This window comes from Aquimarina besae, from assembly GCF_042434905.1.
Lineage (GTDB): Bacteria > Bacteroidota > Bacteroidia > Flavobacteriales > Flavobacteriaceae > Aquimarina.
Window position 1 is genome coordinate 2,413,384 of the sequence record NZ_CP170199.1, and the last position, 22,153, is coordinate 2,435,536.

At 34.0% G+C, this 22,153-nt stretch carries 13 protein-coding genes; 11 read left to right on the plus strand and 2 right to left on the minus strand.

The genetic code is table 11. From position 1 onward, the window contains the following. Positions 1 to 75 precede the first annotated feature (75 nt). The gene (yidC, locus tag ACE94K_RS10500) at positions 76 to 1,965 is read left to right on the plus strand and encodes a membrane protein insertase YidC (protein ID WP_378183896.1); all 1,890 of its coding nucleotides are present in this window, start codon (positions 76 to 78) and stop codon (positions 1,963 to 1,965) included. 81 nt (positions 1,966 to 2,046) lie between these two features. Here yidC and ACE94K_RS10505 read toward each other — a convergent pair whose 3' ends face one another. Then, entirely contained in the window at positions 2,047 to 3,036 is a 990-nt protein-coding gene (locus ACE94K_RS10505) for a fasciclin domain-containing protein (RefSeq protein ID WP_378183898.1), read from the minus strand. Positions 3,037 to 3,290: 254 nt separating this feature from the next. Between ACE94K_RS10505 and ACE94K_RS10510 the strand changes: the two genes are divergently transcribed. The 3 genes from ACE94K_RS10510 (at position 3,291) to ACE94K_RS10520 (ending at position 6,309) form a co-directional block, all read left to right on the plus strand. Beyond that, the gene (locus tag ACE94K_RS10510; RefSeq protein ID WP_378183900.1) at positions 3,291 to 3,977 is read left to right on the plus strand and encodes a toxin-antitoxin system YwqK family antitoxin; all 687 of its coding nucleotides are present in this window, start codon (positions 3,291 to 3,293) and stop codon (positions 3,975 to 3,977) included. Positions 3,978 to 4,129: 152 nt separating this feature from the next. Continuing rightward, a complete protein-coding gene (gene mnmA / locus ACE94K_RS10515; protein WP_378183902.1) occupies positions 4,130 to 5,317 on the plus strand; it encodes a tRNA 2-thiouridine(34) synthase MnmA in 1,188 nt (395 codons plus the stop codon). Positions 5,318 to 5,364: 47 nt separating this feature from the next. Next, positions 5,365 to 6,309, plus strand: coding sequence for an NAD(P)H-dependent flavin oxidoreductase (locus ACE94K_RS10520; RefSeq protein ID WP_378183904.1), 945 nt, complete (start codon positions 5,365 to 5,367; stop codon positions 6,307 to 6,309). Between the two features lie 4 nt (positions 6,310 to 6,313). Here the strand turns inward: ACE94K_RS10520 and ACE94K_RS10525 are convergent, their stop codons facing one another. Continuing rightward, a complete protein-coding gene (locus tag ACE94K_RS10525; RefSeq protein WP_378183906.1) occupies positions 6,314 to 7,603 on the minus strand; it encodes a hypothetical protein in 1,290 nt (429 codons plus the stop codon). A gap of 124 nt (positions 7,604 to 7,727) precedes the next feature. Here ACE94K_RS10525 and mazG point away from each other — a divergent pair, with 124 nt between their 5' ends. The 7 genes from mazG to ACE94K_RS10560 all read left to right on the plus strand — a co-directional run bounded on the left by mazG (position 7,728) and on the right by ACE94K_RS10560 (position 22,146). After that, the gene (mazG, locus tag ACE94K_RS10530; protein WP_378183908.1) at positions 7,728 to 8,501 is read left to right on the plus strand and encodes a nucleoside triphosphate pyrophosphohydrolase; all 774 of its coding nucleotides are present in this window, start codon (positions 7,728 to 7,730) and stop codon (positions 8,499 to 8,501) included. Between the two features lie 285 nt (positions 8,502 to 8,786). Then, the gene (locus ACE94K_RS10535; protein ID WP_378183910.1) at positions 8,787 to 10,307 is read left to right on the plus strand and encodes a helix-turn-helix domain-containing protein; all 1,521 of its coding nucleotides are present in this window, start codon (positions 8,787 to 8,789) and stop codon (positions 10,305 to 10,307) included. A 571-nt stretch (positions 10,308 to 10,878) separates the two neighbouring features. Next, entirely contained in the window at positions 10,879 to 12,312 is a 1,434-nt protein-coding gene (locus ACE94K_RS10540) for a helix-turn-helix domain-containing protein (RefSeq protein ID WP_378183912.1), read from the plus strand. A 352-nt stretch (positions 12,313 to 12,664) separates the two neighbouring features. Continuing rightward, positions 12,665 to 15,688 carry a SusC/RagA family TonB-linked outer membrane protein gene (locus ACE94K_RS10545; RefSeq protein ID WP_378183914.1) on the plus strand — a complete coding sequence of 1,008 codons (3,024 nt, stop codon included), beginning with the start codon at positions 12,665 to 12,667 and terminating at the stop codon, positions 15,686 to 15,688. 26 nt (positions 15,689 to 15,714) lie between these two features. Continuing rightward, complete coding sequence (locus tag ACE94K_RS10550; RefSeq protein ID WP_378183916.1) at positions 15,715 to 17,121, plus strand: RagB/SusD family nutrient uptake outer membrane protein; 1,407 nt, start codon at positions 15,715 to 15,717, stop codon at positions 17,119 to 17,121. Between the two features lie 675 nt (positions 17,122 to 17,796). Next, entirely contained in the window at positions 17,797 to 20,772 is a 2,976-nt protein-coding gene (locus ACE94K_RS10555) for a SusC/RagA family TonB-linked outer membrane protein (RefSeq protein WP_378183918.1), read from the plus strand. Between the two features lie 12 nt (positions 20,773 to 20,784). Beyond that, positions 20,785 to 22,146, plus strand: a complete 1,362-nt coding sequence (locus ACE94K_RS10560; protein ID WP_378183920.1) for a RagB/SusD family nutrient uptake outer membrane protein — start codon at positions 20,785 to 20,787, stop codon at positions 22,144 to 22,146. Positions 22,147 to 22,153 lie beyond the last annotated feature (7 nt).

Here is a 22,153-nt window from a genome sequence, read left to right on the forward strand (position 1 = left end):
TGACTAATTAAAAAGTATTATAATTTTTAAAAACCTTTTGAATAATCAAATAGAGGTTTTTTTATACACATATCAATGGAAGAAAAAAAGTTTGACCTTAATACAGTAATTGGATTTATACTGATATTTGGAATTTTTGCGTGGATGTTTTATATCAATAAGCCTACACCAGAGGAGATTGAAGCGGAAAAAGCAAAAAAAGAACAGGTTGAAAACCAACAACAAGACAGTGAGAGTAAAGCCACAGATTTTGTTGAACCAAGTGAACCTATAGTGGTTAATCCAACAGATTCACTAGCGATAGTTGCAGCGCAATCTCAATTAGGCGCTTTTGCTTACTCAGCTAGTTTGCCTTCAGCAAAAGAAAATGTTACTCAGATTGAGAATGAGGTGCTAAGTTTAAAAATTAGTAATAGGGGAGGTTATATTAAAGAAGCGTTGTTAAAGAATTTCAAGACCTATGACTCAGTACCTTTATATTTAATAAAAGACGGAAAAAATGCTTCCTTCAATCTTAACTTTGGAACAACCGACAATAGGATCTTAAATACCAAAGACCTGTTTTTTGAACCGTCAATAACAAAAAGCGGTGATAACACTGTTTTATCTATGAAACTAAAGGTTTCAGAATCTAAATATTTAGAATACAGATACGAATTGAAGCCTAACGATTATATGATGGATTTTTCTATAAAGTCGAAAGGTTTACAACAAGTCATAAATAGCAGTCAAGCAGTTAGCTTAGATTGGAAATTACAAGCTATCAGACAAGCCAAGAGTGCTTCTTATGAGAACAGATATACCGATATTCACTATGAGTATGAAGGTGATAAAGATGATTTTACGGGACAGGGTGATTTTGACGAAGATCAAGAAGAACAAGTAAGTTGGATTGGTTTCAAACAACACTTTTTTACTTCAATTTTACTAACCGATACTCCTTTTAAAACAGCAACCTTAGCATCGAAAAACATTGCAAACACTAGTGAACTAGATGATAAAGATATAAAAGTAACAAAGGAGTTTGCTGCATCGATGCCTTTAGAATTACAAGGGGGTGAATTAGATTACAATATGAATTGGTATTATGGACCAACAGATTATAAAATTCTAAGCTCTTACGATCGTAATTTGGATGAAATTGTACCATTAGGATGGGGGATTTTTGGAGTTATAAACAGATATATTTTTATTCCGTTCTTTAGTTTTCTAAGTGGTTTTCTTCCATACGGGATTGCAATTATAGTGATGACTATAGTAGTAAGGATTGTATTGTCACCAGTAACTTATAAATCGTATGTTTCTCAGGCTAAAATGAAAATTTTAAGGCCTGAAATAACAGAGATTAATGAAAAGTATAAGGACAATGCTATGAAAAAACAACAAGAAACCATGGCTTTGTATAGTAAAGCAGGAGCAAGCCCAATGAGTGGTTGTTTACCAGCTTTGATGCAGATTCCGGTTTTCTATGCGTTGTTCAATTTTTTCCCAAGTGCTTTTGATTTGAGACAAAAAAGTTTCTTATGGGCAGATGATTTATCAAGTTATGATACGATAGCTAAATTACCGTTTGAAATTCCATTTTATGGAGATCATATTAGTTTATTCCCAATTTTAGCGTCTGTAGCGATATTCATTTATATGATGATGACTACCGGTCAGACAATGCAACAACAACAACCTGGCATGCCTAATATGAAGTTTATTATGTATTTATCTCCTTTGATGATGCTGATTTTCTTTAATAACTATGCCAGTGGATTATCTTTATATTATTTCATTTCTAACTTAATCACAATTGGTATTATGTTGGTGATAAAGAACGTAATTATAGATGAAGATAAGATTCATGCTAAGATTCAGGAGAATAAGAAAAAACCTAAAAAACAAGGTAAGTTTCAGGCCAAAATGAAACAGTTGATGGAGCAGGCTGAACAACAGCAAAAAGCCAAGACTAAAAAATAGGGGATCATATAATATATTTATAAAAAAACTGCTTTGTACTTTAAGTACAAAGCAGTTTTTTTATAGTTTTTATTTTAATAATTAGTTTGGGTTTATTGATGGTAAATCCAAAATAACCTTATTAATTACGTGAATAACACCATTAGTGGCTTGAACATCTGTTGCAATAATGGTACTGGCACTTGCATCATCATTACCCGCAAGTTTAATGGTTTTAGCAGTAGCATTAACGGTTATTTCTTTTGATAAGGTAGTCAAATTTCCGTCTACAATATCTGCTTCTCTTATGTTGGAATCTGGCACTACGTGAAGATTTAAAGCGTTGCTCAAAACTGTTTCGTCAATATCAGCAGGTACATTCCAATTGTCGTTTACTGCAAGTAGTTCATCAAAAGCAGTATCATTAGGAGCAAATACAGTAAACGGTCCATTTCCTTTTAAAGTGTTTACGTAATCAAAATTGTAAGCTGTTAAAGCCGCTACAAGACTAGAAAACTCGGGATCTGCTGTTACAAAAGTTGTTACATCCGGCAATTCTATTATTGCATTAATTTTATGAATAATTCCATTTGAGGCTTCAATATCCGCTGTGGTAACCGTGGCACCTCCATTAAAAACAACTCCACTTGTTGTGTTGTAATATATACTAATAGCACTTCCATTAGGTCCGGCGGTAGAAGCTGTATTTTCATAACCTGCTCCACTATTAGTAAGAGCAGTAGAACTAAATTCTCCGGGAATTACGTGGTTAAGTAATAGTTGCTGTAACTCTGCTGTAGGAATTGCATTAATATCAGCATAATTATTAGCTGTAAGATAAGCTTGTATCGCCTCATTAGTAGGAGCTAATACAGTAAAAGGACCAGCTCCACTTAGAACAGATACTAAATCTCCATCAGCTGCAGCAAGGGCTGTAACTAATAGTGATAAGTCGGTATCCGCTGTAGCTGTTACAACTATATTATTTTCAGGAATAATAATGTTGCCGTCATCATCATCACTACAAGAGGTGACTCCCAGAATTAAGGCCCCAATGATTATCGCGTTCGTGATTTTTGAAATAATTTTCATGTTTTTGAGTTTTAAAAGTTATTATTTGTTCAGATGCTTAACGTCATAATGATTTTACATATTTTCATTATTTTGTTAAACAAAAGTTAAGTATTGCTGCTTTTAATATAGCTGTATGGTTTTTTATGAAATTTTAATGATTTTTTTGTAAGATTAAAATCATAAAATGTATCTGAAATTTTCTTTTAATTATATTTTTTAAGAATATTGGTATACTTTTTGGAAAACGAAGTTACCAAATAATTAGATGAACTATGCGAAATAAATTTTTGTTTTTCTTTTTTGTTTGTGGGATGATGATGGTTAATGCTCAAGAATTTAACAAGTTTGATGCTGATGGCAAAAGACATGGGAAATGGCAAAAGAGGTACCCAGATAGTGATCAATTGCGATATGAGGGTACATTTGAACACGGTAAAGAAATAGGAGAGTTTAAATTTTACAAGCCTAGTAGTGGAAAATCTCCCACAGCGATTAAAGTATTTTCCAAAAACACGGATACAGTAAACGTAAAATATTTTACTGAGAAAGGTAAGGTAATTAGCGAAGGGAATATGATTGGTAAAGAAAGAGTTGGTGTGTGGACATATTATCATAATGGATCGTCTAAAATAATGATGACAGAGGAATATAGTTTTGGAAAACTACACGGAGAACAAAAGACGTATTTTGAAAATGGGCAGCTTACAGAAAAAACAACTTATCAAGAGGGTAAAAAAGAAGGTAAACGGCTTATGTATTCTAATAAAGGTGTTATTATTAAAGAGTTTACATACGAAAATGACCAATTACACGGAATTACTAAATATTATGATGCGCAGGGAAAGGTGAAAATTGAAGGGAATTATAAGCGAGATCGTAAAGATGGAATATGGAAATACTATGAAAGTGGTAAGCTAAAGGAGCAAAAACGATTTCCTGTTAGTAAGAGAGGTTCTTAATATCAATTTTAAATAGAAACAGATAGAAAAAGCTTTAAGCAATGCATTAGCATTGCTTTTTTTATTTGTTATTTTTGTACACAATTTAAAAACGGTGATGCTGTTATTTTTGCTTTTAAACCAAAGTTAAAAATACAGACAAAATAATAGTAATGAAAAGAGTTATTGTAGGTTTATCGGGTGGAGTGGATTCTAGTGTAGCAGCATATCTATTAAAAGAACAGGGATATGAGGTGATAGGTCTTTTTATGAAAAATTGGCATGATGATTCGGTAACGATCTCGGATGAGTGCCCCTGGTTGGATGATAGTAATGATGCTTTGTTGGTAGCTGAAAAACTGGGAATCCCATTTCAGACAGTAGATCTGAGTGAAGAATACAAAGAACGTATCGTGGATTATATGTTTAATGAGTATGAAAGAGGAAGGACACCAAATCCAGATGTTTTATGTAATCGAGAAATTAAATTTGATGTTTTCTTAAAGATCGCATTATCTTTAGGCGCTGATTATGTGGCTACAGGACATTATTGCAGAAAAGAAACTATCACAGAAAATGGTAAGGAAATACATCGGTTATTAGCAGGGAAAGATCCTAATAAAGACCAGTCATACTTCCTATGTCAATTGTCTCAAGATCAATTAGCAAAAACTCTTTTTCCTGTTGGAGAATTGCTGAAACCCGAAGTAAGATCAATAGCAAAAGAACAAAATTTAATTACTGCTGATAAAAAAGACTCTCAAGGGTTATGTTTTATTGGAAAAGTAAGATTACCCGAGTTTCTTCAGCAAAAGTTACAGCCCAAGAAAGGGGATATTATTGAAATTTCCTCTTCAAAGGAAATGTATCATAAAACAATTCCTAGTTTTAATTCTAAGAGAGAAGAATTAGCATTTCTATCATCAAAATTTACATATGATGTTAATGATGGAAAAATAGTGGGCAAACATCAAGGAGCGCATTATTATACTAAAGGACAAAGAAAAGGACTAGCTGTTGGGGGAACACCAGAACCACTTTTTGTTATTGAGACAGATGTAGAAACAAATGTTATCTATACAGGACAAGGCAAAAGTCATCCTGGGTTATATAGAAAAGCCCTTTTTATAAGCAATGAAGAATTACACTGGGTGAGAGAAGATCTAAAACTTAATGTTGATCAGGAGTTAGAGGTTATGGCTAGAATACGATATAGACAACCTTTAGATAAAGCGAAACTGTATCAGTCGGATTCCGGGATGTATGTAGTTTTCGAAAATCCCCAAAGCGCTATTACCGAGGGTCAGTTTGTAGCCTGGTATATTGGAGAAGAATTAATTGGATCTGGTGTAATTTCGTAAAGTCAAATCGATATCTAAACTCTCACAAACAAAATATCAAAATACTAATGAATAAAGTTAAAGAACTTTTTAAAATTCAATATCCTGTTATTCAAGGAGGGATGATTTGGGCTAGTGGATGGAGACTAGCCAGTGCGGTGAGTAATTCGGGTGGTTTAGGACTGATAGGTGCAGGTTCTATGTATCCGAATGTTTTGAGGGAGCATATCCAAAAATGTAAAACAGCTACCAATAAACCTTTTGGAGTAAACGTACCTATGTTATATCCAAACCTTCAAGAGATCATAGATATTATTCTTGAAGAAGGTGTGAAGATCGTTTTTACATCTGCAGGAAATCCAAAGACCTACACTTCTTATCTCAAAGAAAGAGGAATCACTGTAGTACATGTGGTAAGTAGTTTGAAATTCGCTTTAAAAGCCGAAGATGCAGGAGTAGATGCTGTGGTTGCTGAGGGTTTTGAGGCAGGAGGGCATAATGGAAGGGATGAAACAACAACTTTAGCCTTGATTCCTATGGTTAAAGAAAAAATACAAATACCCTTAATTGCTGCGGGTGGTATTGCAACTGGTGCATCTATGTTTGCAGTAATGGCTTTAGGTGCAGATGGAGTTCAGATTGGTAGTAGATTTGTAGCTAGTGACGAAGCATCTTCGCATCAGGATTTTAAGCAAATGGTCGTTGATGCCAAAGAAGGAGATACACATCTTACGTTAAAGGAACTAGCACCTGTAAGAATGCTTAAAAATAAGTTCTATAATGATGTAGCAGAACTATACACGAAAGGACCATCTACAGAAGAGCTAAAAAATCTTTTGGGTCGTGCAAGGGCAAAACGCGGGATGTTTGAAGGTGATCTTGCAGAAGGTGAATTAGAAATCGGACAGGTGTCAGGATTGATTCACGATATTAAACCCGCATCCAAAATCATTGAGGATTTAATAACAGATTTTGAAAAGACACGGCAAATGATGAGTACTATTAAGTTTTAGCTTCTCATTTTTTAGAGATTAAATTCATAATATATTCCTCACAAATATTCAATGTGTCATAAGAATTAAGTTTTTTCTGTACTTGTTTCACTTTTGTGCTGTATTTGTTAGAGTTTAATATTTTGGTTACAGCGTTTTGAAGAGAAATAACTCTGGGTCTTTCCGTTTTTAAATCAATTCCCAACTCACAGTAATCGATTCGAGCACAAATTTCGTTTTTACCCTCATTGACCCCTGCAGTAATCATCGGAACTCCGTACCTGATACTAATCATACTGCTGCCGTAACCACCATTAAATATGAAAACATCCGTGACTGGCATGACCATTTCAAAAGATATAAAATCTTCAATATATATATGTTTCTGAGGATATTGTTTTCGTAAAGCGTCTGTATCATTATGTCCTGTGGCAACTAAAACGTTATAATCAGAACTTTTAAATGCTTCTAAAGCCGGAATTATTAGTTTATTGTTGTTTTTTTCCACAGTCCCTTGAGAAATAAGGATTGTTTTTTTTGATGAATCTAGGATTTTTTTCCAATTCTTATTTTTTTCCACTTTATGATCAGACCAGGTTTCTAAAGCACCTACATATTTGATAGATTCAGGGATAAAATGTCTGGGATAATCCATTTCTGCTATTCCGTTTTGTAGAAAGATAGAAGAGTTTAAAGGGGCGATATCAAAAATATTATGATCTTCTTTGGGTAAATCAAGGTGTTCTAATAATTGATTATATGCTTCTTTTGTTTCTCTAAAAATAAGTTTTTCAGCCATTAACTTAATAAAGTTTTGTTTTCGTTTACCAAGAAAATTTGAAGCCGGTTGCTGTCCCATGCCATATTGTGGGATATCAGAAGCACTTAGCGCCAAGGGAACCACACCGATTCCCACCGCAGGAACTTTTAGCTTATCTTTAACGATCGTACCTGGAAATGTGTTGTCAAAAACTATGATATCAAAAGGGAAAGATTCATATAAATCTCTCACATCGGCATAATAATCTTTCATTCTATTAATGAAAAGGTTAATAATATCAAATTTGATATGAGATATTCCTTTTAATTTTTTCCTTTCGGGATAGGCTTCATCTAGTTCTGAGACCTTAATTTCTTTTGCTATTTTAAAAGGTATATAAGGAATGCCCATTTGGATTAATTTATTTTTATAGGTATTGCCCGTATACCATCTTACATCGTGTCCTCTCTCTTTAAGGTGTACGCCTAACTTTGTCATTGGATTAAAATGTCCGTCAGCAGGGATACTTGCAAAAAGAATTTTTAAGGGAACCATGTAAAAACTAATTTTAGTCGATGTAAAAAAAAGTCAAAGCTATACTTTTTTCTGATAAAATTGCTTTTATTGTCGAATTATAGGTTGCATCTTACTAACCTTATTTTTGAAATAAACAATGGCTATGAATACTAGAGAAAATCAACTAAAAGCTTTTGATAGATTACTAACCATCATGGACGAATTGCGAGAACAATGTCCTTGGGATAAAAAGCAAACCCTACAGTCTTTGCGACATCTTACCATAGAAGAAACATATGAATTAGGAGATGCAATTTTAGATAATAACCTTAATGAGGTTAAAAAAGAACTCGGAGATCTATTGTTGCACATTGTTTTTTATGCTAAAATTGGAAGCGAAACAAGCGATTTTGATATTGCCGATGTAGCTAATGATATATGTGATAAACTTATCAATCGACATCCACATATTTACGGAGATGTCAAAGTATTTGATGAAGAGGATGTAAAGCGAAATTGGGAAAAATTAAAGCTGAAAGAAGGTAAGAAAAGTGTTTTGGAAGGAGTTCCAAAATCCTTACCAGCTTTAGTAAAAGCCAGCAGAATACAAGACAAAGTTGCCGGAGTAGGCTTTGATTGGGAAGAACCACAACAAGTATTCGAGAAGTTACAAGAAGAACTAGCAGAACTACAAGAAGAAATTAATGATCAGAATCAGGATAAAATAGAATCCGAATTTGGAGATGTCCTATTCTCCATGATAAATTATGCACGTTTTCTAAAGATTAATCCCGAGGATGCTTTAGAACGAACTAATAAAAAGTTTATAAAGAGATTTCAATATTTAGAAGAAAAGGCAAAAGAAAAGAGTAAAAGTTTACAAGAAATGACATTGGCAGAAATGGATGTCTTTTGGGAAGAAGCTAAAAAATTATAATGCCTTTAAATGCTATTTGAAAAGTTTTCTCAAACCAGAAAATGGTAAAGCAAAAATCTTAAAAAGTACTGATTTTATTTTTTTTTGTTCTTTAAGGACTTATCAATGATGAATTTTCTTCTAAATTTTACGGTTATACCATAGTTTTTGTAAATTATTTATCCTTTGAGAACCCTTGTTTTTACTGATATTTTTAGTAAGATATTATCGGGTGATCCAATGTTGTGAAAAAATTGTGAAAAAGTTATCGTAAATTAGGAAGTATAATTATTTAGTAATTATTGTGTGGCTAACTCAAAAAAAAATAAAGGGATAACTTTGTTGAGTGTTCTTGTTTTATTGTTTATTACAGCATCTCTGTACGGTACGGATTCTGAAATTACAATAGACAAGGATATACGTAGTGCGCTTACTTTTTCTTCTTCTCAGGGTCTTAAGGATTCTCAACAATACCATAAAGTAATCGAAAAGTATCTGAAAGAATTAGAAGAGAAAAAAGTTGATTCTTTATCGGTGCTTAAAAAAATTGCATTTGCGTATTCAGAAATTAATGAACCTGATCTTGCGGTACAATACATAAATCGGTATGTAATGGCAAGTTTGGATATTGCGTTTGTTGGACATAGTTTTTTTGAAAAAATCAGTGATTCCGAATCGTATAAACTATTATCTGATAAATATCTGAAAAAGGTAAACATATGGTCAATATTTTGTTTGTACGCTGGGTTTATAGGTCTTTTTGTTGCCATCGTTCTTAATCTTAGAAAGAGATCTGATAAAATAGCAAATCTATTAATGAGTTCATTTGTTTTATTGCATTCTATTTTTATCATACACATTTGTGCATTGTTGACTAACTATCAGTATTATTTTTCTCATAGTTTGTATATCTCTACATCATTTTCGTTTCTTTATGGACCACTTATTTATTTCTATTTCAAAAGAGTAATTCTGAAGTATAAATTTAGAGCAATTGATCTATTACACACAGTGCCTACGATCTTCTTGGTAGTGTTCCTATTGATGCCAATTTACATGCTATCGGCAGAAGAAAAATTAAGAATGATGTTACACGGTACAACACCGCACGGAACATTGATCACTGTGATCAAATTAATATCATTAGTGGTGTATGGTATTTTAGTAATTCAATTGTATATTAAGACTATAAAGAATAAAAAGGCGATGCTAAAAACAGAGTTTTTATGGCAAAGAAATATCGTAGTTTTCTGCTCGGTTTACATCATTACTTACGGTATTTATGCTTTTTTGATCATGTCGCAAATTTACAGTGGTTTTCTTTTTAATATGCAAGTAGGTGTAATGGCACTGCTCGTTCTTTATGTTAGTTATACAGCTTTTGTTCAACCGAGTATTTTTGGAAGTCTAAAAATTATTAAAGCAGAATCAAAAAACAATCCATATAACAGCAAGTACAAAAAATCCGGTCTCACAGAAAGCTTATCTCTTGAGCTAAAAGAAAAGTTGTTGTATTTATTGAATGAAGAAAAAATATATAAAAAGAACGATATTACACTCCAAGTTCTATCCGAATTGATGGATACTACCAGGCACAATGCTTCTCAGATTATCAATGAGCATTTTAATCTAAACTTCTTTGAGCTGATCAATAAATATCGTATAGAAGAAGCTAAAGAGCTTCTTAGAGAAGAAAGGCATAAAAACTTCAATATCATTGATATTGCTTATGAAGTCGGTTTCAATAATAAAGTGACATTTAATAAGTCTTTCAAAAAATATAATCAAATCACTCCTTCAGAGTATGTAAAATCACTCGTAGCCTGATTTTTATTGTGTTTTAAAGTAAACTTTCTTCGGAAAAAGTAAAATTTATTCGGTAAAGGTAAACTTTGATAAGGATTACCCGGCTTTCTGAATTCTATCACTTCTTTTATACTGTAGTCATAAATAGGATGAGCAATTTCTATATAGACTTTGTTCAAGTTTTATGAAATGTATATTTGAGTTAGCCATCAAAATATTCTGGCATCCTTTTATGATTACATTAATTTTTTAGGGGTGTTTTGGATTTAAAAATTATCTATATGCTTTATTAAATTTTTAATATAATGTTAATTAACACGCTTTGATGTTAAATTAATTAACAACCGTTTGTGATTTAAGTATTTGATTTCTATGGTTTTGTATTTTTGAAAAGTATAATCAGGGCGTTATGAACCGTTAAGTATTCAAATAATTTTATGAAAAAAATTATATACAAGTATTATTTTTAGCCATACTGATTTTTCAGCTTATTATGTATCAAACTCAACAAACCTTATTTACGACTTACTGGCAGATTCTGTTTCTATTTTTTTTGTGGGGAGGAAATATTCTGGGGAATGAAGGCCAGAATATGAAGGAACCTTATGATTTTTCCAAAAACACCAACGATATTTTGGAAAAAGCAGACAATTCTTTTCACTTAAATAGATATAGCGAAGCCATTTTCTTCTATGAAGAATTACTGAACCAAAAATTTAAAGATTCCACGTATTTATATAAAAAACTTGCTTTTTCTTTTGCAAAAACCAATCAAGCCAAAAAAGCAACTATCTATATCGAAAAATACATATTTGCAACGTTAGATGTTTCATTTGTTAATCACAGCTATTTTGAAACTATTACAGATGCAGAAAGCTTTATAATATTACAGGAAAAGTATCAACAAAAAGTGGATCTTTGGTCTTTGCTTTGTTTGTATGTTGGATTTATTGGCGTATTTATTTCCACAATTTTAATGTTTAGGAAAGGTAAAGATCGAATCCCTAAGTTTTTAATTGGCTGCTTTTTATTACTTCACTCCCTTTTTATATTAAGAGTAAGTATATTCATCACAAATTATGAATTTAACCTGCCACACTTGTTATATGTATCTGCCTCTTTTTCGTTTTTATACGGTCCTCTCATTTATTTCTATTTCAAAAGAGTTTATGAAGAATACAAATTCAGTAAAATAGATGCATTGCACCTGACACCTACGTTTTTATTTATCATTTGTATGTTGCCAATATATTCTTTATCCGGTGACGAGAAACTACATATGATTATTCACAATGAGCGGCCGTATCTGGATGTGATTATGATCGGAAAATTAATCTCATTGACAATTTATGGTGTTTTGATAGTTTCTATTTATTTGAAACGGAGAAGAGTCAGTAATCATAGCATAGCCAAATTAGAAAAAAATTGGAGGAGAAATTTGATTGTGTTTTACAGTCTTTATACTTTTTCTTACGCTTTTTATGCTTTTATCTTTAAACAATATGAATTAGGTAGCTTACTTTTCAATTTACAAATTTTCATCATGACCCTATTGGTATTATATATCAGTTATAATACATTTTTCAATTTGGCAATGGTCAGAGTCAAGAGCAGTGCCAAGATCGAAGAAGATAAATTATTAAACACTTTTAAATATAGTTCATCGAGTTTAACTACCGAATTATCAATCGAATTAAAGGATAAGCTCGTCTATTTAATGGATGAAAAAAAGATCTATAGAGATAATGATATTACCTTACAAAAATTGGCTGACCTTCTGAATACTAATAGGCACAATACATCTCAGGTTATAAACGAACATTTTGGTCTTAATTTTTTTGATCTTATCAATTCATATAGAATTAATGAAGCAAAGAATATTCTTAAAAAAGATAAATCCAAAGGAATTAACATTATCGATGTAGCTTATGAAGTAGGTTTCAACAATAAGGTTACCTTTAATAAGTCTTTCAAAAAGTACAACCAAGTTACACCTTCAGAATACGTAAGGAGTTTTAGTATATAAATCGTAATACTAATCTTTTTGGTTCAATTCTATCCATTTAAGCTTAAGGAATACAATAAATAATGGGTGAAAATTGATTCGAATATACTCTTATCAATAAACCCTAGATAAATGAGTAAAATTTTATCAGTAAATAGGTAAATCTTGATCACTTTTAACTTCTTCATGTCCTATAATCACTTGTTTTGTTTAAAAATTGTAGAAAAGAGATAGGGAATTATTTTATCTGCAAAATTATGATATCATTTTATAAAATATCAATCATTAGATAAATTGAATTAGCCATCATTTTCAATATACCCTTTCTCTTTTCTCAATTTCTCACTGAGGTTTAATTTATGAAATTTTATTTATGAAACAACTTGATTACAAATTATTGTTATTTGTGTTTTTTGTCTCCGGATTTATTTTTGCACAGCAAAAGACAGTTACCGGTACAGTAACAGATAGCGAAGGATTACCTTTACCTGGGGTTAACATAGTGGTTAAGAATACCGCTAACGGAACACAATCAGATTTTGACGGTAATTACAGTATTAGTGCAAATAGAGGGGCGGTATTATCGTTTAGTTATGTAGGTTTCACTACCAAAGATATTGTTGTAAGGGATTCAAACAATATCAATGTGCAACTAGAAGCTTCTGCAGCCGAATTAGAGGAAGTTGTGGTAGTTGCTTATGGATCACAGAGTGAGAAAAAATTAGTTACAAGTGTTAGCACGGTTTCTAGCGATGATATTCAAGATATTATAGCAGATTCTCCTCAAAATATACTACAAGGTCAGGCAGCTGGGGTTCAGGTATTTTCTAGTTCTGGTGGTCTTGGAGCATCACCAACCATTAATATAAGGGGAACAAACTCTATTGGTAGCAATACTAGACCGTTGTTTGTTATTGATGGAGTAGTTCTGGGGGATAATTTTACTACCTTCGGTCAGGGTTCGGGGCAAGGTATTAATCCCTTGGCCAATATTAACCCTAATGATATTGAAAATATATCTGTCTTAAAATCTGCGGCAGCGGCTGCACTATATGGTTCTCGAGGAGGTAATGGAGTTGTATTAATTACTACTAAAAGTGGAAGAAAGGACGGAAAAGTGACGGTGGATATAGATATTAACACTTCATTTGCTTCAATCACTGATTCACCGGATTTATTGAATTCAGAACAGTTTATTGATTTCACAACACTTGTAAGAAACGGTTCTGCGGTATCAGCAAATCCTTTGACCGATGTTGGTGGTGAGTTTGATGCATTAGATGCGGTTTTAAGAACGGCTTCTACACAATCTTATAATTTTAGTGTACGTGGTGGAACTCAAAAAACCAATTATTTTATCGGAGCTACTCGTGAAGATCAAGAAGGTATAAGAGTAGGCGATAATTTGGAGAGAACTAGTTTTAGGTCTAACATTCAGACTAATGCAGGAAATTGGTTGACTGCAACTTTAAACGCCAATATATCTCACAATCGATTCGATAGGGTTCCGGCAGAAAACGCTTTTGCCTCTCCATATACGATTGCCTTACTACAAAGACCGGATGTAGAACCATTTGATGATCAAGGTAATTTTACTACCGCAGGTAATGTTGGTGGAGGTAATGTGATAGCACAGGAGTTATTAAACCTTAATTTATCTACAACTACGCGAATAGTAGGAAATGGATCTTTAGAATTCAATTTGTCTTCTTTAATAGATGGTTTGAGTTTTAAACAAGATTTAGGAATCGATAGAACTTTTACAGAAAATCAACAAAGAAATGTTGAATTATTAACACCAGGCGGATTTGCAGCCAATTCGGTTTTCCAGCAAAATAGATATATCCTTAATAGTTTACTTTCTTATAACAAAAGCTTCGGTGACTCACACAACTTAAGCGTATTAGCGGGATATTCATTTGAAGATAACGCTTTTAGAAATGTACAGACTCAGGGTACTGGATTTCTATCTGATGCGCAATTAAATATAGAATCAGCTGCAGAATTCCCTTTGACTTCCTCCAGTGGAGATGCAACTAGGCTAGTATCTTATTTAGGTAGAGTTTCCTATGATTATGCAAATGGGAAATATATTTTAGAAGGTTCTATACGAAGAGATGGTTCTTCCAGGTTTGGTGCGAATAATAGATTTGGAACATTTTGGTCGGCAGCAGTAGGTTGGAATATTTCTGATGAGGCCTTTATGCAAAATGTAGACTGGGTTCAGGGACTTAAATTAAATGCGAGTTATGGTACAACCGGAAATGACAGAATAGGAACTTTTCCTGCTTTAGGTCTTTTTACAGGTAATAATTATAACGGTAATCCGGGTTTAACACCTTCAGCATTGGGGAATCCTGATTTGCGTTGGGAGAGCACTACAACTTGGGATGTGGGATTGACAGCAGCTTTTTTCAATAGAAGATTATCCTTTAATGTAGAGTATTATCAAAAAGTTACCGATGATTTAATATTATTTGTTCCGGTCGATCCAACATTTAACATTGGTTTAAACGGAAAGAATGAAAATATAGGAGAATTAACGAATACTGGTGTTGACTTCTCTATGGATGCAGTAATTTTTGATGGTACAAACGATGGTTTCAAATGGACATCTAGTTTAAATCTTGGATTTAATAAAAATGAAGTAACAAGTCTTCCTGAAACATCAAGTGTGGATGAGCTAGGAAACAGGTTTGTTGCTCAAGCAGGTGGATCTCTCGCATTTTCAGGGCAAAGGGCAATAGAAGGGTTTTCTGCAAATTCCTGGTATTTGATACCATACATTGGGGTGAACCCCCAGACAGGAGATGCTGAGTGGCTGGATGCTGCTGGTAACCCTACTACTACACCAACAGATGCGGATAGAAGAATAGTAGGGCAGGCAAATCCAGATGTAATAGGAGGTTTTTCAAATGTCTTTACCTATAAAAATTGGTCGTTAAATACATTATTTAATTTTTCTTTTGGGAATGATATATTATTAACTTCCAGAACATTTACCGAAAATCCAATTAGTGGATTTAATAAATCAACAAGAGTTTTAAATGTTTGGCAACAACCTGGTGATCAGGCTTTCATACCAAGCCCGGATAGTGCAACCATAAATACATTTAACCAAAACTCAACCGCTCAGCTGGAAGACGGATCTTTTGTAAGATTGAAAAACGTAACCTTGGCTTATACACTTTCTGATAGTTTTCTCGACAAGACTTTTATTAGTAAAATAAGACTATATGCTACGGCTACAAACTTAATAACTTTTAAAAGTGAAGGATTAGAAGGATATGATCCCGAAGTATCCAATGGATCAAACGGTGCCGGAGCAATAGGACAAGATTTCTTTACCCTACCACAAGCATCCACCTATACTTTTGGAATTAATTTTTCTTTCTAAACAGTTTAATGATATAATACAGACGTATGAAAACAAGTATAAATAAAAACAATAAATTTAGTTTACTATTCATTTTATTAGTAATACTTATTACTTCTTGCGAAGATAGAATAGAATTATTACCTGAAGATGATACAGTGGACGCAGTTGTATTTTCAAATGGTACGCTGGCATTGGGTGCTGTAACAGGAATTTACAATCGAGCCCAACAAGATGATGTATTGAACGGAACGTTACAGTTTAGTACAGAATGGCAAGCCGATAATGTAGAGTTTATAGGTACATTTACAACATTCGGACAAATAAGAGACTATGCAACATTATCCGCCAATACTTCAATTTTTGGTATGTGGGATGATAATTACGAAGTGATTGGTGCGGCTAATGTAGTTATTGATAATGTTTCGTTAGTTCCGGATGAGAGTTTTACTCAAGAACAACGCACGCTAGCGATAGCAGAAGCCAGGTTTTTAAGAGCTTTGGTGTACTTTAATATTTCTACAGTTTTTGGGCAACCGCTACAAGTTGAAGATGGAGCCAATAACTTAAGTGTACCTCTTGTGGTATCATCTGAACTTGGTCAGGAGTTACCAAGAGCAACTTTAGGGCAAGTATACGATTTTGTAGAAACGGAGTTGTTAGATATTATTTCGGATTTGCCTTCTAATACAAGAATATTAGCTAATCAAGGTGCGGCGAGAGCTTTACTTGCAAGATTGTATTTGTATCAAGAGCGTTGGGATGATGCTGCAAACTTTGCTAATGACGTGATAAATGATCCTTTTTATAGCTTAGCCACGGATTATACGTTTTACGATTCACCTGATTCACCAGAGCATATTTTTACCTTAGTCAATGATGCCGTAAATGGTCAGGACTCCGGACAAGGTTTTTCAGGGTTAAGTAATCCAGTTCCGGAGGGTAGAGGTGATGTACCTTTCTCTCAAGATTTGCTAGATGCATACGCGGAAGAACCGGGAGATCTGAGATTTGATAATTTAACTCAAATAGGAGCAGGAGCCGAAGGTGATGATCGTATATTTACCAATAAATTTCCGGATGGAGTTAATAATTCTGATGATGCCCCAGTGATTAGAGTAACTGAAATGTACCTTACCAGAGCGGAAGCCAACTTTAGAGGAGGTTCGGTAGTAGGTGCAACACCGCTTGATGATATTAACAGACTTAGAAATAGAGCAGGTTTGCCTGATTTAACAAGTATTGATTTGGATATTATTTTAAATGAACGCAGAAAGGAATTAGCTTTTGAAGGACAACGAAGAATGGATCTTTTGAGAAATAATTTGAGCTTAAGAAGACCTGGACAGCCTAGCGAAGCCGCTTCAGCTCCTGGTGCAGATAAAACAATATATCCAATACCCCAAGGAGTTAGAGATTTGTCTCCTTTTCTAGAGCAAAATCCCGGTTATTAATATAAAATTTTGACAATAACGTTGTCAGAAGTTTTAAAGATATAATAACTATATTATTGATTAATAGTTAAAAGGTCACCGTGAGCATAGTATCTGCGGTGATCTTTTTTATTCAAATAGATGCATAATCCTGAAGTATGTATAGGTTTACACTTTATAAATACTTTATTTCTTTTCGTAATAAAACTCCAGATAGTTTAGAAGGTTTAAAGAAAAAACCAATAGATTAATGGTGTTGAGTTCTAAACTTTCGCAGCTCACTTTTTTTGCTCAGTTTGTAAATTGATAACAGAACGAATAAGAAAAAATATCTTCTCCGTGATTTCTACCAAAAAATCATAAATATTTTTCCATAAAAGTTAATATTACAAGGATTTACAATCATTTCTTCTTCCAATAACTTTCTAGGGTAAAGGGGAAGCGTTTATCGGGAGAGTAAACGTTTATAGGCATTACCTGTCTTCTCAGCCTCTATATATTCCTTTACAATACAGATGCAAAAAGAACGGGCAAGAGATTACTAATGACAATCTTATAGTTTATTCTTATTGGTAGTAGTATTGAGTTAGCCTTCAATATACTCTTGCCTTCCTTTTGTATTGTAACTAACAATTGGAGTATAAATCTTGAAAAATTTTATCTATGAAAGTAAATCATTACAAACTGCTCATACTTATGTTTTTTTTATCGAGTATAGCATTAGCACAGCAAAGATCTATATCCGGGACTGTCACGGACAGTAACGGACTACCGTTGCCCGGAGTTAACATAATCATCAAAAACACTAACAGAGGGACACAAAGTGATTTTGACGGTAATTATACTATTGAAGCAGCAACAGGAGAAATTATTATATATTCTTTTCTTGGTTTCGTAACACGCGAGATCAGTGTAACCAGTCAAAATCAGATTGATGTAGTCCTGGAACAAGATGTGAGTGCTTTAGAAGAAGTGGTGGTAGTAGGTTTCGGTACACAATCCAGAAGAAAAATCACAGCTAACATAGCTTCTATCGGCTCTGAGGAAATTAACGACATACCAACACCAAGTTTGCAAAGTAGCCTAACCGGAAAAGCTGCCGGTGTGCAAGTTACCCAGTTAAATGGTAAAGTCGAAGGAGGTGTGAAAGTCCGAGTACGTGGAATTTCAACCATATCATCTTCTCAGGAGCCTCTGTATGTAGTAGACGGAATTCCGATTACAAATACTGACGAGTCCATAAATAATTCTCCGATTAATCCACTGATTGCATTAAATCCAAATGATATAGAATCTATTGATATTCTTAAAGATGCATCATCTGCGGCAATTTATGGAGCGAGAGGAACGAATGGGGTTATCATAATAACAACAAAGCAAGGAAAACAAGGGAAAACCAAAGTGTCTCTAAACTCATCCTACGGTGTGAGTACAGCTACCAATACAAGAGATTGGCTTAATGCAGACCAATATGTAGAACTGCTTACTGAATCTGCTTTAAATGCAGGGTTCAGTCAAGCTGGTATTGAGGGGCAGTTTGATTTTTACGCTAACGGATTGGACTGGAGAAATGGAGAAGTAGATACAGATTGGCAGGAACTCGCTCTGGTAGATGGATCGGTGCAAGATTTCGGTGTATCCGTATCTGGAGGAAGTGAAAAGACGAGATTTTTTATTTCTACGGCCTATAATAATACAGATGGTATCGTAAGAGGAAATCAGTTAGAGCGATACTCTTTTAGAACAAATATAGATCATAATCTCTCAGAAAAATTTCGAGTAGGAACCAATGCCAGCGTTTCTAAATCCGTAATAGATAGAATATCAAATGATAATGCATTTGCAACTCCTTTGCAAGCAATCGCACAGACTCCTTTATCGCCAGCATATTTGGCTGATGGTATTACTCCTAACAATGAAACTACAGAGTATTATAATTTTTTAACAGAAGAGTTTAACGGAAATTTTAAAACTAATATTTGGAGAGTACTGGCCAATGCATATGCAGAGTATCAAATTATTCCTGATTTAAATTTTAGATCAGAAATTGGATATGATTTTCTATCTCAGGTGGCAGAAAGATTCTCAGGAAGTCTTACAGAATCCGCTTCTGTTGGCGGGTTTGGGACCACTAATGCGGTACAAACAGAAAAGTACAACTTAAATAACTATTTTACATATAACAGGGTTATTAATAACAATTTTGACATAGAGGCAACCTTGGGGATGAGTTATGAGGATAGTTTTAGGAGATCTCAATTTCTACAAGGGCAAGGCTTCCCTTCAGATGATTTGCAAACATTGAATAGTGCAGCAGAAATTGTTGCTGGAGGATCCAGTCGTACTAGGTTCAACTTTCTCTCATACTTCGGTAGGACTACCCTTGCCATAGCTAATAAATATTTAATAAATGCAAGTTTGCGTTATGATGGTTCGTCCAGATTTGGTGCTGAAAATAGATTTGGATGGTTTCCTGCCGCTTCTGTAGGATGGATTGTTTCAGAAGAAGCTTTCCTAAGCAATTCAGAAATACTTTCGCTTTTAAAACTTCGTGGAAGCTGGGGTGTTACGGGTAATGCCGAGATTGGAAACTTTGCCAGTTTGAGTTTGTTTCAAGGATCTCCATATAATCAAAGAGCTGGATTGGCTCCAACACAATTAGGTAATCCGGCCCTTAAATGGGAAAGAACTACTCAAGTAGATATAGGATTGGATTTTGGCTTCTTTAATAATAGAATTTCAGGAGAAATTGATTATTACTTAAAAGATACTGATGATTTATTATTAAATGAACCGGTTCCAGGAACTTCGGGTTTTCCTAATATCACCAGAAATATTGGTGAGATGCAAAATAAAGGATTTGAGTTTATTATAAACACAAAGAATATTGTTTCTCAGGAAGCAAGTTGGAGTACATCGATAAATCTTTCTACAATTGATAATGAAGTTACCAAATTGCCTGGCGGAGATATTATCGCAGGAAGAAATATTGTAAGAGAAGGTGAGACCGTTTCTTCATTTTATTTAGTAGAATTTGCAGGAGCTGACCCTGCCAATGGAGATGCATTATTCATCAGAAATACGGTAAATCCTGATGGTACCGTTGACAGAAGTACTACAAATAATTTTAATGAAGCGGATAGGATTATTGCCGGAAAACCGTATCCGGATTTCATTGCTGGATTGACGAATAATGTAAGCTATAAAGGTATTGATTTCTCTTTTACATTTCAAGGTGAATGGGGAGCTTCTATATATAACAATGCAGGACGTTTTCAATCAGGTAACGCAAGATTTTTTGATAACCAAACTACAGATCAATTGCGTAGATGGCAACAACCAGGTGATATTACAGATGTTCCTCAGGCTAGATTGTTTAGTACAAATGGTCAGCAAGCTTCTACCCGATATTTACAAGAATCAGATTTTATAAGACTAAGAAATCTGACTTTAGGATATACCATACCAAAAGATGTGACCAAAAAGTTTTATATGGAACGTGTTAGGGTATATTTTACCGGGTTTAATCTATTAACTTTTACAGATTTTGATGGTTACGATCCAGAGTCTACAGCAGACTTTAATGGTAATAATAATATTCAGGTTGGCGAAACTTTTTATTCTGCGCCTCCTGCTAAAACATATACACTAGGTATAAATATTGATTTTTAAAAACAAATGGATATGAAAACATTAAAATATATAATGCTAACAATGCTCATAACAGCAATTTCAATTGTTGGGTGCGAGGATAATTTGGAGCTAGAGCCAGAGCAAAGTTTATTGCCTGAAGTAGCGGTTTCAAGTCCTGCAAATTTACAGAATATACTAACTGGTGTGTATGATGAAGCCGGACAGGTTGTTTCATATGGAGGACAGATCAATCTGGCTGCAGAGTTACTGGGCAATGATACAGATCTTTCCTGGAACGGCACTTTTGAGCAACCGGCCCAGTTGATTGAAAAACAACTGGTGCCTGATAATACATTCGTTAGGGATTATTGGCTTAATGCCTATGAAGTAAATAACCAGGCCAATATTGTTCTAGCCAATCTGAATGTATTTGAAGAGCAATCAGAAAGAAATCGGGTGGAAGGTGAATGCAAATTTCTAAGAGCTTTAGTTTATTTTGATTTGGCGCGATTGTTTGGTCAACCTTATGCTAGTGGTGGTGGAAACTCTCAACTAGCAGCTCCGATCATCCTTGCAGCTGTACTGGATCCTGCTGACATCGCTTCTCCTTCTAGAAATACTGTCGAAGAAGTATATGCTCAGGTAGTTTTAGATTTACAGGATGCTGTTAATTTGCTCCCTGATTCTAATGGAATATTTGCAGATAAATATGCAGCGCAAGCACTTTTAGCAAGAGTATATTTGCAACAAGGTAATTATATTGGGGCTAGAGATGCAGCAGATGATGTGCTACAAAACAGCGGGCATTCACTAACAGCAACTTATGGTGCTGCCTTTAATAATGATGGCGATTCTAGTGAAGATATTTTTGCTTGGCAAATTACCAGTCAGGATGGTGTCAATCAAATGAATACTTTTTGGGCGGGTCAGGCTTTTGGAGGTCGATCAGGCAATCCTGATGTTTCCATTAATGGATCTTTTTTTAGCATTTTTGATGATGCCAACGATGCTAGGGCACAATTTTTCTATAGTACCTCTGGAGGCACGGCTACAACAAAATGGCAATCTCAGTTTGCTAATATTCCTTTTTTGCGTATCGCAGAAATGCATTTGATAAGAGCTGAATCAAATTTTAGATTAGCAAGTACGACAGGGTTGGATCCAATAACAGAAATTAATGCCTTGAGAGCAAGATCCAACGCTGCTGTACTTGGAGCTATTACTCTACAGGATATAATAGATGAAAGAAAGCGAGAACTAGCTTTCGAAGGTTTTGCATTGCACGATATCAAACGTTTACAAGGTACTGTTGGAACATTAAATTATGATGATAACTTTTTGGTGATGCCCGTTCCACAGAGAGAGCGGGATGCAAATCCTAATTTAATGCAAAACCCGGGATACGGGAATTAATTGTTGA

What these genes read in the sequence shown, in the direction of transcription:
- yidC (WP_378183896.1), top strand. Translation starts at nt 76, where the DNA reads ATGGAAGAAAAAAAGTTTGACCTTAATACAGTAATTGGATTTATACTG.
- ACE94K_RS10505 (WP_378183898.1), bottom strand. Translation starts at nt 3,036, where the DNA reads ATGAAAATTATTTCAAAAATCACGAACGCGATAATCATTGGGGCCTTA.
- ACE94K_RS10510 (WP_378183900.1), top strand. Translation starts at nt 3,291, where the DNA reads ATGCGAAATAAATTTTTGTTTTTCTTTTTTGTTTGTGGGATGATGATG.
- mnmA (WP_378183902.1), top strand. Translation starts at nt 4,130, where the DNA reads ATGAAAAGAGTTATTGTAGGTTTATCGGGTGGAGTGGATTCTAGTGTA.
- ACE94K_RS10520 (WP_378183904.1), top strand. Translation starts at nt 5,365, where the DNA reads ATGAATAAAGTTAAAGAACTTTTTAAAATTCAATATCCTGTTATTCAA.
- ACE94K_RS10525 (WP_378183906.1), bottom strand. Translation starts at nt 7,603, where the DNA reads ATGGTTCCCTTAAAAATTCTTTTTGCAAGTATCCCTGCTGACGGACAT.
- mazG (WP_378183908.1), top strand. Translation starts at nt 7,728, where the DNA reads ATGAATACTAGAGAAAATCAACTAAAAGCTTTTGATAGATTACTAACC.
- ACE94K_RS10540 (WP_378183912.1), top strand. Translation starts at nt 10,879, where the DNA reads ATGAAGGAACCTTATGATTTTTCCAAAAACACCAACGATATTTTGGAA.
- ACE94K_RS10545 (WP_378183914.1), top strand. Translation starts at nt 12,665, where the DNA reads ATGAAACAACTTGATTACAAATTATTGTTATTTGTGTTTTTTGTCTCC.
- ACE94K_RS10550 (WP_378183916.1), top strand. Translation starts at nt 15,715, where the DNA reads ATGAAAACAAGTATAAATAAAAACAATAAATTTAGTTTACTATTCATT.
- ACE94K_RS10555 (WP_378183918.1), top strand. Translation starts at nt 17,797, where the DNA reads ATGTTTTTTTTATCGAGTATAGCATTAGCACAGCAAAGATCTATATCC.
- ACE94K_RS10560 (WP_378183920.1), top strand. Translation starts at nt 20,785, where the DNA reads ATGAAAACATTAAAATATATAATGCTAACAATGCTCATAACAGCAATT.